Consider the following 13592-nt stretch of genomic DNA (forward strand, 5'->3'; position numbering starts at 1 on the left):
ATATAAAATAAATTTACTATTATGCAATACAAAGTAGTGTTTTTTATTAATTTTTTTCTAACCCACAAAAAAACTCCAGCTAAAAGCCAGAGTTTCAATCTAATTTCAAAAGGTATTTTTTATTAGCATTCCGCTACATTTACCGCGATAGCAAGACCTCCTTCCGATGTTTCTTTATATTTAGCATTCATATCTTGAGCTGTTTCCCACATAGATTTTATAACATCGTCTAGGCTTACCTTTGCCGCTTTAGGGTCGCTCTCTAAAGCAAGATTTGCTGCTGTAATCGCCTTCATCGCTCCCATAGAGTTTCTTTCAATACACGGAATTTGAACCAAACCTTTAATAGGGTCGCAAGTTAAGCCTAAGTGATGCTCCATAGCAATCTCCGCAGCCATCAATACTTGCTCTGGCGTCCCACCTGATATTTCCGCAAGACCTGCTGCTGCCATCGCAGACGATACGCCTATCTCTGCCTGACAACCACCTGCCGCTGCCGAAATGGTTGCGTTTTTCTTAAACAAAGTACCTACCTCGCCTGCCACCAACAAGAAACGAATCACATCTTCCTCCGAATTGAACTCCGTAAAAGTTTGTGCATACATAAGCACCGCAGGAATAACGCCACTCGCTCCATTAGTAGGTGCCGTGATAATTCTTCCAAAGCTGGCATTTTCTTCATTTACCGCCAAAGCAAAGCAAGACACCCATTTATTGATGGTATTAAAACTCCTCTCAGAATTTACCACGAGATTAAACCATTCATCTATATTATGATATTGAGCGTTTTCGCCTAAAAGTTTCTGGTTGAGCTTAGCTGCTCTTCGGGAAACATTAAGTCCACCTGGAAGAACACCCTCCTTATTAACGCCTTTATAAACACATTCTTTAATCTGTTGCCATATATACAAGGCTTCTGCTACTGTTTCTTCTTGAGTACGCCACGCCTCTTCATTGATTTTAACTAAATCCGAAATTCTTTTTAGGTTCAGTTTTTCACAATAATGGATAATGTCTTTCGCTTTATGACAAGGATACAAAGTTCTGATACAGCTTTGCTCCAAAGTATTTTCCTCTTTGGTCGCCACGAAACCACCACCTACAGAGTAATAATCTTGGATTATTTCTTCCCCATCATTAAAAACAGCCTTAAAAATCATTCCGTTAGGATGAAAGTCCAAATTTTCTTTCATATTAAGAACGAGATGTTTACCATATACAAAAGGTAATTCTTTCTCTCCCCCTAAGTTTAATTTTTGAGAAGTCTTAATAGCATCTATTTTCTCGTCTATTTTGGTAGTATCTATAGTTTTAAAATTCTCTCCGCAAAGTCCTAGCATTCCAGCGATATCAGTTCCGTGTCCTACCCCTGTTTTAGCTAAAGAACCGAAAAATTCCACAAAAACCTCATCTACCTCTTGTATGGAACGATGTCTTCTTATCAAATCTAAGAATAATTCTGCAGCGTTCCATGGTCCCATCGTGTGGGAGCTAGAAGGTCCTATCCCTACTTTAATGATTTCAAAAACACTTATTGATTGCATCGGCATTATAAATTTTAGTGCAACAAATATAAAGTATTAAGGTAGGCTTAAAAAATTTTTCTTAAAATTTCCGATACTTCCTTCGCTTTGGTAGCAGGAAAAAGGTGCGTTGCATTCTTTATAATATAGTCTGGTTGAGAATTTTGTATTGGGAACGCGATATCTTTATCTCCCATAATTTGGACAATATTTTCTGTTTTTTCAAACTCCCAGTTTACAATCTTGTCCAAACTCCATTTGAGATAATATGGGTCTCTCACTCTAAAATATTTATCTACCCTTGGGCTATCGGCTTCTATAAATTTTCTTATAAAACTATACACAAAAACTGATTTTTCTGAGAAAAAAGAAATAGGCAAAAGTTTTATAAGCCTCATTTTTTTGAAAAAATAACCCAATTTTGGCATCTCGGAGTCCGATTTTATAGAGGCTAACAACACCACCTTTTCTGCAGGTTTTATTTTTTTGTTGATTTCTTGCACTACAAAACCTCCAAACGAATATCCTAGGAGTGCAAATGGTTCAGAAAAATCAATCTTTTCTGCCATTCTGCAGACATAATGCTCAAAACTCTCATTATTTTCAGGAATAAGCCACGGAATGAAGATAGGCTCCACAGTATCTGGAAATTTGATATTTTCTAAAATCTTAAAATCGGCTCCCAACCCACTGATAATATATAATTTCATTTTGTTCTTTTAAGTAGTATATCTCCCAGCTTCAGCAAAATTTATGCTAAACCATCTTAGCTTCAAAAAATGCCTTCATACAACATTACTAATCTTAAAAACCAACACTTTAGCTCTACTAATATAAAATTTATGACATAAATCATAGATTTTATTTGTACTAATTCTAAATTAAATTTACTTTTGCGAAGAATTTATTCAGCTATGAAGAAATTAGCATTATATCTAGTACTCATTCCCTTTTTAGGAATCTCTCAAAACCACAAAATACATTTGAGAGATAGTACCCGACATAGAGATATTAAAGAAGTTAGATTTACCAAACTAAAATCTGTAAAATCCGAAATAGAAAAGAAAGGGTTTGCTGTAAACGTGATAGAAACCAAAGAAATAGCGCTAAGAAATGTACAAACTGTAGAACTACTGGATAAAAGTGTAGGAGTAAGGGTAAGGCAAAACGGTGGATTGGGCTCTGATATCAACCTAAATATTAACGGAATGTCTGGTAACGCCATTAAAATAATGATTAACGGAGTACCTGCATCTACCTACGGAGCATCTTTTGACCTCAATAGTATCCCTACTGCAATGATAGAAAGAGTGGAGGTTTATAAGGGTGTTGTGCCAGGAAGTATCGCTGATGATGCCTTGGGTGGTGTCATCAATATCATATTGAAAAACGACATTAAAAATCAGTTCAATGCTTCTGTATCTTATGGGTCATTCAATACCATACAAACTCAGATGAATGGTACTTATAGAGCCTCTAAATCTGGCTTCACTACAAAATTCAATGGATTCTACAACTATTCTGACAACGATTATAAAGTATGGGGAGATTTTATAAAAATTACACTCCCTAACGGAAGAATGGAGCCTGTTGTAGCTAGAAGATTTAATGATGCTTTTTCTGCTGGAGGAATATTGACTTCTATAGGATTTTCTAATGTAAAATGGGCTGATGAACTTATGCTTAGTTATAATAAAACTAACTCTTACAAAGAGATACAACACGGTGTTTATATGACGGTGCCTTATAAAGGTAGGTCTGTGACTTCAGATGCTGATGTATTTACTTTGGATTATCGTAAAAAGAATTTCTTATACTCGTTGTGCATTTTAAATAATACTGATTTTTAGATGATTTAATTTTCTTTGGAAGATAAATTTATTGATATATTGAATAACCGTTGCGGCGGTTATTTTACTGATTATCCTTGTTTTAAAGCCTTCAAAAGTTTTAGCATTGTTTCTTTTAATCATAAATTGGTCGCAAAGTTGAGAGAAAAATGTCTCAATTCGTTTTCGCTTTTTCTTGTACAATGAAAATTGAGGAATATAATCTTTCTGATTACTTCTCATTGGTGTATCTAATTTAATATTAGCATAGTTAAATAAATCTATTTGAACTTTTGCTGATAAATAGCCTCTATCTCCAATTAAAGTACAGTTTCGCATTTGCTCACCAATATCTTTTAAATAGTGGATGTCGTGAACGGATGCAGGGCTTATATCAAAATTCTTAATCACACCATTTAAAGAACATACTGCGTGTAGTTTATAGCCATAGAAATATAATTTCTGTGAAGCACAATAACCATATGTTGGTGAAGAATAGGATTGCTCTTTACAAATTTTTGAACGAGTAGAACGAGCGTTTTCACAAACTTTCATTGGCATGCTATCAACGATAAAAATATCTTCAAACTCATTGAACTCCATCGAAATACGCTGTCTAATTTGCTCTGTTTGTAGGGATAGTCTTCGTTTTCGCTTATTGTAAACACTTCTTTCAATTTTGTTTATCAGAGAGTTTGGCAATTTTCTAAATAACTGTAATTCGCTATCAATACTCAAGTATTCAGCAGTAATATTAAGACTTATGACTTCTAAATCGCTCATTTTAGGTGTTCTTCTCTGATAACTAATCAGTTGATTTTCTGAAAAAAGTCCTAAAACTTCCAAAATTCTTTCATATATTTGCTCTAAGTTGTTCATTTATACCGTTTTATAGCAAAAACAATATACTGATTTTCAGTCTAATAAACAACTCTTGTTTTTTTCATTTCATAATGCACAACGGGTTTTCTTATTAAAAGAGCTTGATGTTAATATACAAGGTATATACAGCCACAGAGAGCGGCTAACTAACGACACCGTAAGACATAGATACAATTGGCTAGGAGAAGTTCTGTTAGATAGAAACCAAGGTCAACCTATACTTTCTACCACAGGAGCACAGCAAGGCAAAAGGACGATGCTCAACATCACTAGTGCCATCTATTCTTCCAGAGCTAATGTTAGTTATAGTATCAATCGCCATCACCGTTTTGTATTTAGCCATCTATTCCAGTCTATAAAAAGAGAGGAAGATGATGAAATACTAACTCCCCTAGAGCGAGAGTTTACTCCTAAAAGAAACTTAGTAAAAAATATCAGCTCGTTATCGTATGAAACCAACGCTTTCAGAAATAAATTAAAAACTAATATTTACGGAAAACTTTTCCAACAAGATATAGAACGAATAGACAACAGAGCTAATATAGCTAACAACCAAATCATTAGATATACCGAAATCAATAATAGTACCGTTAGAGAACATAGCTTTGGAGGTACCCTCTCTTATCTTATAAAGCCTGCCATCGTTGTTTTAGCCTCCGCAGAAAAGGCGGTAAGACTGCCTAACGAAAACGAAGTATTTGGTGAAGCTGGAGAAAATATTATCCCTAATTTTAACATTAGACCCGAAAAGAGCCATAACTATAACATTGGTTTCAAAATAGGTCCTTATCAACTCAATCATCATAGTCTATCGTTATCTTCTAACTTTTTCATAAGAGATACCAGAGACAAAATCGTAAGACGAATGGCCACCAATATTACAGATGCTATACAGGTAGAGCCTTTTGAAAACTTAGGCAAAACAATTTCTAAAGGTGTAGATATAGAGCTTAACTATTTTTATAAAAAACACCTCAATATCGGTGGTAATTTCTCCAGATTTGATGCAAGATACAATAATAAATATGATAACAATGGTAATATACTAGCCCTCTATGGAAAACAACTTCCTAGAGAACCATATATGACGGCTAATGCCTTTATTAACTATAGTCTAAATGATTTTCTCCAAAAAAAATCACAACTTAAAATGCACTATAATTTCCAATTCGTGGATAGCTTTTATAATATTTGGGTTATTAGTAAAAATATCGTAGGCTACGAAAATTTTAAAACCCCAAGACAATACTTACACGACATTGGTATGAGCTATTTCTTTCCAAATAAACAATGGGTAGTTAGCCTAGATGTAAGAAATTTATTCAACAGACAAGCGTTTGACAATTTTGCAGTACAAAAGCCTGGAAGAGCATTTTTTATGAAAATCAATTATCAATTTAATAATCTATAATTTAAAAAAATGAAAAGACAAATTTTAAATTTAGCTAAGCCTGCATTAGTTCTAGGATTAGCATTAGGACTTACTAGTTGTAATAGAGACGAGACTGCCACAACAACCTCTGAGACTCCTACCTCCGAAAGAATGATTACCGTAGCAGGAGCCATTATGGGACAAAATGTAGGAGACGGCAACGGTGGTACCATCCTCTACTCTATTTCTAAACAAGACGCTAAAGACCCCAATAAGAGTTTCAACATTTTTGAAAATGGTTTCTTAGTAAGGTCTGAAAGAACTGCAAGATTACAATCTTCAGAAGACGGCACAGTTATGTTTAATATCGCCTATGCTGGAGCTAACGGTGGCGAATACTCTAGATACAGAGTAAAAGGAGGTAATGTATTTGAGGAATTTGGTGCTAAAGTTAATATCTCTCAATATGCAACTACCTCTCCTAGATGGGTAAAATTATTTGATGGAGACAAAACAGGGGTAGCCGTAAATGTACAAACCCCAGTTGTGAAAACAGGAGAAAACAATGTGTACCAATACACTAGAGGTATCGCTAGTATTGTATCGCTAGACCTACAAGAATCTCTCATCACTAATAATACTTCTTTTGAGATACCACTCAGTGCAGAAGAAGAAAAGCTAGGGCATCATATCTTTAGACTAGATGCTCCTACTCTAAACAAAGCTAAAAACAAACTTATTATAGGTACTTGGTTAAGAAAAACTAACCCCGCTACAGGAACCAACCAAAGTACTTTTGAAAGATTAGGCTCTAAATCGGTTATTGTAGATTACCCTTCGCTTAAAAATCCTAAAGTGATTACCTCTACAGTAGGCTTTGGGGATACTAGTGGCTACAGAAGTTTCAATAGCTTCCTAGGAGAAGATGGCAACATCTACCAAGCGACACAAAGAGATTCTAAAGGCTCTCATATCCTAAAAATTAATTCGGACAACGAATACGATAATTCTTATGTATTCAGTCTAGACGCTGCTTTGGGAGTTAAAGGCTCTTATATAGAATGTTGGAGATATGCTGGTAATGGCATTGCTTATGTTATGTACACTCATATAGATGCACCTACCTCTGCCACTACCAATTTAAAACAAAGCTTCTTAGCTAGAGTAGATTTAAAGGCTAGAACCGCCTCTAAAGTAGATTTACCTTACGATGCAGATTTATACTTCTTCCAATACCAAGGTATGGTAGTAGATGGCGACGAAGTATTTATTACCTTTGCACCTGTAGGTAAAGATGGTAACATCTACATACTCAACAGCAAAACTGGAAGCGTAACCAAAGGAGCTAAACTGATTAACAAAACTGGAAATCACTTCATAGGAGCTTTCTAACTTACTTGCTTTGAATATAAAATCGGGAGTTAGAGCTATTTATTCTCTACTCCTGATTTTTTCGCTTATCAATCATTAAATCATTAAAAAAATGAAAATAAAAAAATTTTTAGCATTAGGACTAGGACTTATCTTCTCTAATGCTATCGCACAAAACACTCTTCTAGAAAGAAACTTCTGGGAAAACAAACCCCAACTAGAAACCGTAAAAACCGAAATAAAAAAAGGAAATAACCCTGCCGAAGCCAATCCTGCCAACTTTGATGCTACCACTCTTGCCATTCTTCAAAACGCTCCTATAGAAGTTATAAAATACCTTATAGACCTTGAAGGAAATGGCATCACGAAAAGCACTCACGACAGTAGAACTTACCTTCATTGGGCAGCGTTTAAAGGCAATGCAGAACTTACCGAATGGCTTTTGAAAAAAGGAGCTTCTGTACAGCATACCGATAGTAGAGGTAATACACCTTTAGCCTATGCTACATTGGGCGGACTTAAAGACACCAAAATTTACGACCTCTTTTTAAACCACGGAGTTAACATCAGACAAAAGTATAAAGACGGAGCCGAAATTTTCCATTATGCTATTTCTAACGATGATGAAAACTTAACCATTACAAACTATTTTCTAAGCAAAGGTGTTCCTCTAGAGGTTAAAGATAATCTCGGCAGAAACATTGCCGATTATGCTTCCAAAGGACAAAATCTTAACTTACTAAAAAAACTTATCGAAAAAGGTATTAAACCTAGCTCCGAAGCCTTATTATTCGCAGCAAGAGGAAGTAAAAAATGGCAAGAAGTTGCTCCTTTCTTCAATTTCCTCATCAATGACCTTAAAATATCTATCAACACAACAGATGCCGAAGGTAATAATGCTCTACATTATGCACTTTCGGGTAGAGGAATCAATGATGATATGGTACAATTTTTTATAGAACAAGGTACTTCTTATGAACAAGCCAACCAAGAAGGAGACACTCCTCTAATGAAGGCTTTCCAAAGGAATAAAACTGATTTAGTTCAACTTATGCTTTCCAAAGGAGTGGGTAAAATAAATGCTACCAACAAGAAAGGTATTTCTGCTCTAGGTTTTGGTGTACAGTATGCCAGTCCAGAACTTGTAGAAACCCTTATCAAGAAGGGAGCAGACATCAATACAACAGACCAAAAAGGAAACCATCTAGGACTTTATCTTGTAGAATCTTACAATAAACGAGATAAAAATGCGTTAGAAAGCATCATTTCAAAAATAAAAATACTTACAGACAAAGGGGTTGATTTAACTAAGCCTCAAGAAGACGGAAATACATTAGCTCATTTGGTAGTCCAAAAACAAGAGCCTAAATTATTAGCTGTAATGAAACCTTACATTAAAGACATCAACGCTAAAAACAACGAAGGCTTAACCGCATTACACCTCTCTGCAATGATAAGCAAAGATTTAGAAATGATAAAACTATTGCTAGAAAACGGAAGCGATAAATCCTTAAAAACATCATTAGACGAAACCGCTTATGACCTAGCCATAGAGAACGAAATCTTAGGGAAAAATAAATCAGAATTAGAATTTTTAAAATAAATTAAAGAATGAAATTATCATTAAAAAATAGTTTAATCTTAGCTTTTACACTGGTAAGCACATTAGCTTTAGCTCAAAAAACAAATTATAAATGTATGCTCCAGCTCAAAAATTACAAAGGAGAAGGTGCCTACATTGTAGCATCTCTAGTCAATGCTAAAGGTGTTTATGTAAAAACACTAGCCGTAATGGGCGATGATGCCGAATGGTACAATACACTTAAAGAGTGGCATAAGTTCCAAAAAGTTAAAAAAGAAAAACTAGATGCCATCACAGGAGCTTCTGTATCTCCTGGAAACAGAGCTGCCAAAGTTTTTGAAATAGACTCCCAATGGATGAACAAAGGCTTTAAAATAAGATTTGAATCTGCCGTGGAAGACCAAGACTACCATATAAAAGATGTAGAAATTCCACTTACAGATGCAGAAATCAGTCAAAAATATGAAGGTAAGGGCTACATAAGATTTATTAAACTTAATAAAATTTAATTTAGATGAAGACGGCTATTTGGCGTTATTTACACTTGGGGTTAGCTTGTTCTATTTCTACTTTACTCATTATAGCCTCCGTTACAGGAGGCATTTTGGCATTAGACGAAATGGTAAAAAAATCTGAATATAAAGCACACCAATTCCCTGCTCACATTTCCATTTCTGATGCCATTAAAAACATTAAACCTTCTTTTTCTGAAATACAAGAACTAAAAGTAGAACAACAAGTACTTATTGTAGAGGGATTTAACCAAGACCTCAACACCGTTGTAAGCATTACCAACCCATCTAATGGCAAACTTATAGCACCACCTAGAAAAAGTCATCAATGGGTCAGCTGGGCGAACACCCTACACCGTTCTTTATTCTTACACGAACTAGGCAGAGGCATCATAGGAGCTACCTCCTGCCTATTTTTACTGTCTATTTTGTCTGGTGGGATATTGCTTTACAGAAGACAAGGCAACCGCTTACTATACAATGCTAAAACAAATACCAAAGTAGATTTCATACACTTTATAGGTGGAAAATGGCTAGGTATTCCCCTATTCATCATCGCATTTACGGGGAGTATCCTGTTCCTCTTTAGATTTGAGGTACTACGCTCTACGCCTGCTCCAATAGAAACTTTCAAAACCAAATCAAAAAACACCTCTTCTCCATCAGAATTTGAAATCTTTAAAAACACCCCTCTCATAGAGGTTAAAAAATTGAGTTTTCCACTTTTTGAAGATGAGGAAGAATATTACGAACTTACCACCAAAGAAGCTACTTTCACTATCAATCAATTTACAGGAGAAATTATATCAAAACAAAACCAAACCGCACTACAAAATTTTGAAGGACTTAATAAGGCTATCCACACAGGCAAAATCCATTTTATATGGGCAATAGTTTTATTTTTCAGCAGCCTTAGCATTCCACTCTTTATATTTTCTGGCATCTTACTTTGGTGGAAAAGGAAAAAGAAGAAAATTAAAAATCCGTTCCAAGCCAATCAAGCACAATACATCATTCTAGTAGGCACCGATGGTGGCACTACTCTAGAGTTTGCCAATAAAATTCATCAGCAATTTTTAGACCTAGGTCTCCGCTCCTACCTTACCGAAATGAACCACTACACCACCTATCCTAAAGGGCGTTTTTTACTATGTTTCGCCTCCACCTATGGTGATGGAGAAGCTCCTTCTAGTGCGATACATTTTGAAAAAAAGCTAAATACCATTATACAACCTCACAAAATGAAATACAGTATCGTGGGATTTGGCTCTATAAACTATCCTAAATACAATGCTTATGCTACTCACATCGCCTCTATTTTGGAAGAAAAAGAAACCTTTGAAAACGCTTTGCCGTTAGTAAAAGTAAATCAAAAATCACCAACAGCATTTCTAGAATGGGTACAGTATTGGAATGAATATTTCCCAGAATATCAACTCAATACTTCGGAATCTTTTTACAGATTAAAACTCAAAAAAAAGATAAAACTTAAAGTGTTAGACAAAACCGAAGTGTGTACACATAACCAATTATTTAAAATAACCCTTAAACCTCTTGTTAAAACGCCACTCCAATCTGGAGATTTGCTAGAAATAACACCTACGGAAAACCAACCCAGGCTCTACTCTGTCGCTAAACAAAATAATTCTATAACTCTATGGGTAAAACTTATCCCTAACGGATTGGGGTCTAATTTCCTCTATAATTTAACCATAGGTGATAAACTTAAAGCAACACCTATCCAAAACAAACATTTCCATTTTCCTAAAAAAACAAAATCGGTTCATCTAATATCCAACGGTACTGGTATAGCTCCATTTTTGGGTATGATAGCCGAAAATACTTCTTTAACGAAAATCTATCTCTACGGTGGATTTAGACATCGTACCTCCATTATTTCTGAAATGGAAAAAGACTTAAACCTTTACATCAAAAACAATCAACTGACTAGCTATCAGTTAGCATTTTCTAGAGATACTAATGGCAATAGAATTACTAAATATATAATAGATGATTTGGCACAGATTATAGCCTCACTAGAAGATGGTGGCATTATGATGGTATGTGGTTCTGTAGAACTTCTATCAGATATAGAAACCGCTATCAACAACTATTCTGAAAAATACTATACGCCTAATTACACCTATTTTAAAAATAACCATCAAATCTTATCCGATGTTTACTAAATCTATCCTTAATAAAAGTTTCCTCATACTATTCAGTTTATTATTTTCAACTTTTTTCTCGCAACATCTAGCTGTTAAAGACACCGTGCTAATGGGGTGTAGTTTCCAAATAAAAATAGTAGGGAAAGACAGTATTACCGCACACACTCTAGCCCAAGAAGCCGCTGAAGAAATCAGCAGAATAGAACATCTCCTCTCCGATTGGTTACCTAACACTCCCATATCCCAAATCAACCAAAACGCGGGGAAACAACCTATCATCGTTCCCAAGGAGGTTTTTGACATTACACAAAGAGCTAAAAATTACGCCGAAATAACGGGTGGTATTTTTGATATTACCTATGCTTCTATGGATAAAATTTGGCGATTTGATGGTAGTATGACCTCGCTCCCTTCGTTTGAAGATATCCAAAAAGCTACTAGAAATATAGGTTATCAGCATCTCATCCTCAACGCTAAAGACCAGAGTGTTTTTCTAGAAAAAGAAGGTATGAAGATAAGCTTTGGCTCTATAGGAAAAGCTTATGCAGCAGATAAAGCTAAAGAAAAAATGATAGAAAAAGGAGCTTTATCAGTGCTCATCAATGCTTCTGGAGACATTACCACATGGGGAAACAAAAACTCCAAATCTTGGCGTATCGGCATACATAACCCTTACCAAAAACACCTGCCCATAAAAGTTTTAAAACTCTATAACGAAGCCATAACCACATCTGGAGATTATGAAAAATATGTTTTATTTAATGATAAAAGATACAGCCATATCATAAATCCACTTACCGGCTATCCTTCTACAGGAACTATTAGTGTTACAGTAGTGGGCGAAAATGCAGAAATCTGTAATCTGCTAAGTACTTCTCTAATGATTCTAGGAGCTGAGAATGGTAAAAAACTCATTAAAAAATACCCAAAATATACCGCTTACCTCATCACAGACCAAGGGAAAATACGCCATCTAAAGCCTTAGCTTGATCTAACACCTTTATTTTGGCTTGATGAATTTCGGAAAATTGCTCTACTAGAGAATCTTCCTTCGCCTTTTTTATTGAAGCAACAATACTGCAATTTTCATCAGCATTAAATTCTTTTATTTGAGCCTCATTTTTATTTAACAAAGTAAAAATCACATTTTGAAGACTGAAGGGAAACTCTATTCTTATTTGTGTTTCAAGTTCTTTGGTAACAATCTCTGCTTCGTCTAGCGTCATCTTAGCCGATTCTTTGTAAGTCTTTACCAAGCCACCTACACCCAATTTAGTACCTCCATAATACCTTACCACAATTAGTAAGATTTGAGTAAGCTCATTAGCTAAAAGTTGATTATAAATAGGTAAACCCGCACTACCAGAAGGCTCTCCGTCATCATTTGCTCTATAATTTTCTCCATTAAGCCCTAGCCTAAAGGCATAGCAATGGTGTGTTGCTTTAGGGTGCTCTTCTTTTATTTTATCCAAACACGCTTTTAGTTCTTCCTCATTATTTACAGGATAAGCATAGCCTAAGAATTTACTTCCTTTTTCTTTCAAAAGGATATTTTCTATAGGCTTACTAATGGTTTTATATTCAAAAATAACTGACGACAATAGCTCTAGTTTAGGTAAAAAATGAACACAAAAATAAGAATAAATACTAGTCATACAAAACGCCACAATGTTTAAAAATACTACACTCTTAACCCTTTAAGAGCTTTACTAGCTTTATGTGAGGCGGTTTTATAATAATTGCTAATCTTCAAATAAATTCATTTAAGATAAATTTGTCTTAAATAGAATTTTTATTACATTTGCATAAAATTTAAAATATAATGTTCTCCAAAGCCTGTGAATACGGAATAAGAGCTTGTGCTTATATCACTATAGAGTCTATGCAAAATCGTAAGGTAAAGGTAGCAGACGTAGCCAAAAAGGTAGGCACACCTGAAGCGTTTACAGCAAAAATACTTAGTGCTCTTACCAAACATAACATCGTGAATTCTATAAAAGGACCATACGGTGGCTTTGAAATTGAAGAACAAAGAGCTAAGAATATTAAAATAAAAGATATTGTAATCGCAATAGATGGCCACTCTATACTTTCTTCATGTAGCCTAGGATTTTCTTCATGTGATGAGAGTAACCCATGCCCACTCCATTTTAAATATGTGAGTGTAAGAAATGAACTTTGCAAAATGCTAGATACAACCACACTTTTCGAAATGGCTATAGATGTAAAAAACAAAAAATCAAAATTATTAGAGGTTTAAAAAAATTTAATCTAAAAAACGATAAAATTATCCGAAATAAAAACTCAATAAAAATATTAAATAATCAATAACTTTTTAATAAAAAATGAATCT

Annotated in this window: 12 protein-coding genes; 8 read left to right on the forward strand and 4 right to left on the reverse strand. The window is 34.8% G+C overall.

The window, feature by feature from the left end; translation table 11 throughout:
* Positions 1–122: 122 nt before the first annotated feature.
* On the reverse strand, positions 123–1544 hold the full coding sequence (locus VIX88_RS02665; protein WP_214194007.1) for an L-serine ammonia-lyase: 1422 nt from the start codon (positions 1542–1544) through the stop codon (positions 123–125).
* 47 nt (positions 1545–1591) lie between these two features.
* Positions 1592–2233, reverse strand: coding sequence for an alpha/beta hydrolase (locus tag VIX88_RS02670; protein WP_109475544.1), 642 nt, complete (start codon positions 2231–2233; stop codon positions 1592–1594).
* 204 nt (positions 2234–2437) lie between these two features.
* Between VIX88_RS02670 and VIX88_RS02675 the strand changes: the two genes are divergently transcribed.
* Positions 2438–3373 carry a TonB-dependent receptor gene (locus VIX88_RS02675; protein ID WP_237190394.1) on the forward strand — a complete coding sequence of 312 codons (936 nt, stop codon included), beginning with the start codon at positions 2438–2440 and terminating at the stop codon, positions 3371–3373.
* On the opposite strand, the gene VIX88_RS02680 is transcribed toward VIX88_RS02675, so the two are convergent.
* Positions 3353–4231 (reverse strand): IS982-like element ISRa1 family transposase, encoded by an 879-nt coding sequence (locus tag VIX88_RS02680; RefSeq protein WP_010891297.1) that lies wholly within the window; start codon positions 4229–4231, stop codon positions 3353–3355. The two genes, VIX88_RS02675 and VIX88_RS02680, sit on opposite strands and share 21 nt — an antisense overlap.
* A gap of 55 nt (positions 4232–4286) precedes the next feature.
* Here VIX88_RS02680 and VIX88_RS02685 point away from each other — a divergent pair, with 55 nt between their 5' ends.
* The 6 genes from VIX88_RS02685 (at position 4287) to VIX88_RS02710 (ending at position 12224) form a co-directional block, all read left to right on the forward strand.
* A complete protein-coding gene (locus tag VIX88_RS02685; protein WP_237190395.1) occupies positions 4287–5645 on the forward strand; it encodes a TonB-dependent receptor in 1359 nt (452 codons plus the stop codon).
* Positions 5646–5654: 9 nt separating this feature from the next.
* Positions 5655–6998 carry a hypothetical protein gene (locus VIX88_RS02690; RefSeq protein WP_237190396.1) on the forward strand — a complete coding sequence of 448 codons (1344 nt, stop codon included), beginning with the start codon at positions 5655–5657 and terminating at the stop codon, positions 6996–6998.
* A gap of 91 nt (positions 6999–7089) precedes the next feature.
* A complete protein-coding gene (locus VIX88_RS02695; protein WP_064970938.1) occupies positions 7090–8580 on the forward strand; it encodes an ankyrin repeat domain-containing protein in 1491 nt (496 codons plus the stop codon).
* 8 nt (positions 8581–8588) lie between these two features.
* Positions 8589–9068: a DUF2271 domain-containing protein gene (locus tag VIX88_RS02700; RefSeq protein WP_064970937.1), complete on the forward strand. Its 480-nt coding sequence runs from the start codon at positions 8589–8591 to the stop codon at positions 9066–9068.
* Positions 9069–9073: 5 nt separating this feature from the next.
* On the forward strand, positions 9074–11257 hold the full coding sequence (locus VIX88_RS02705) for a PepSY domain-containing protein (RefSeq protein WP_064970936.1): 2184 nt from the start codon (positions 9074–9076) through the stop codon (positions 11255–11257).
* Positions 11247–12224 carry an FAD:protein FMN transferase gene (locus VIX88_RS02710; protein WP_064970935.1) on the forward strand — a complete coding sequence of 326 codons (978 nt, stop codon included), beginning with the start codon at positions 11247–11249 and terminating at the stop codon, positions 12222–12224. Before VIX88_RS02705 ends, VIX88_RS02710 begins: the two co-directional genes overlap by 11 nt.
* Here the strand turns inward: VIX88_RS02710 and VIX88_RS02715 are convergent.
* Positions 12187–12894 carry an IMPACT family protein gene (locus VIX88_RS02715; RefSeq protein ID WP_064970934.1) on the reverse strand — a complete coding sequence of 236 codons (708 nt, stop codon included), beginning with the start codon at positions 12892–12894 and terminating at the stop codon, positions 12187–12189. The genes VIX88_RS02710 and VIX88_RS02715 overlap by 38 nt on opposite strands.
* 167 nt (positions 12895–13061) lie before the next feature.
* Here VIX88_RS02715 and VIX88_RS02720 point away from each other — a divergent pair, with 167 nt between their 5' ends.
* Entirely contained in the window at positions 13062–13499 is a 438-nt protein-coding gene (locus VIX88_RS02720) for an RrF2 family transcriptional regulator (protein ID WP_064970933.1), read from the forward strand.
* Positions 13500–13592 lie beyond the last annotated feature (93 nt).

It is taken from the genome of Riemerella anatipestifer, assembly GCF_035666175.1.
Classification (GTDB): Bacteria; Bacteroidota; Bacteroidia; order Flavobacteriales; family Weeksellaceae; genus Riemerella; species Riemerella anatipestifer_D.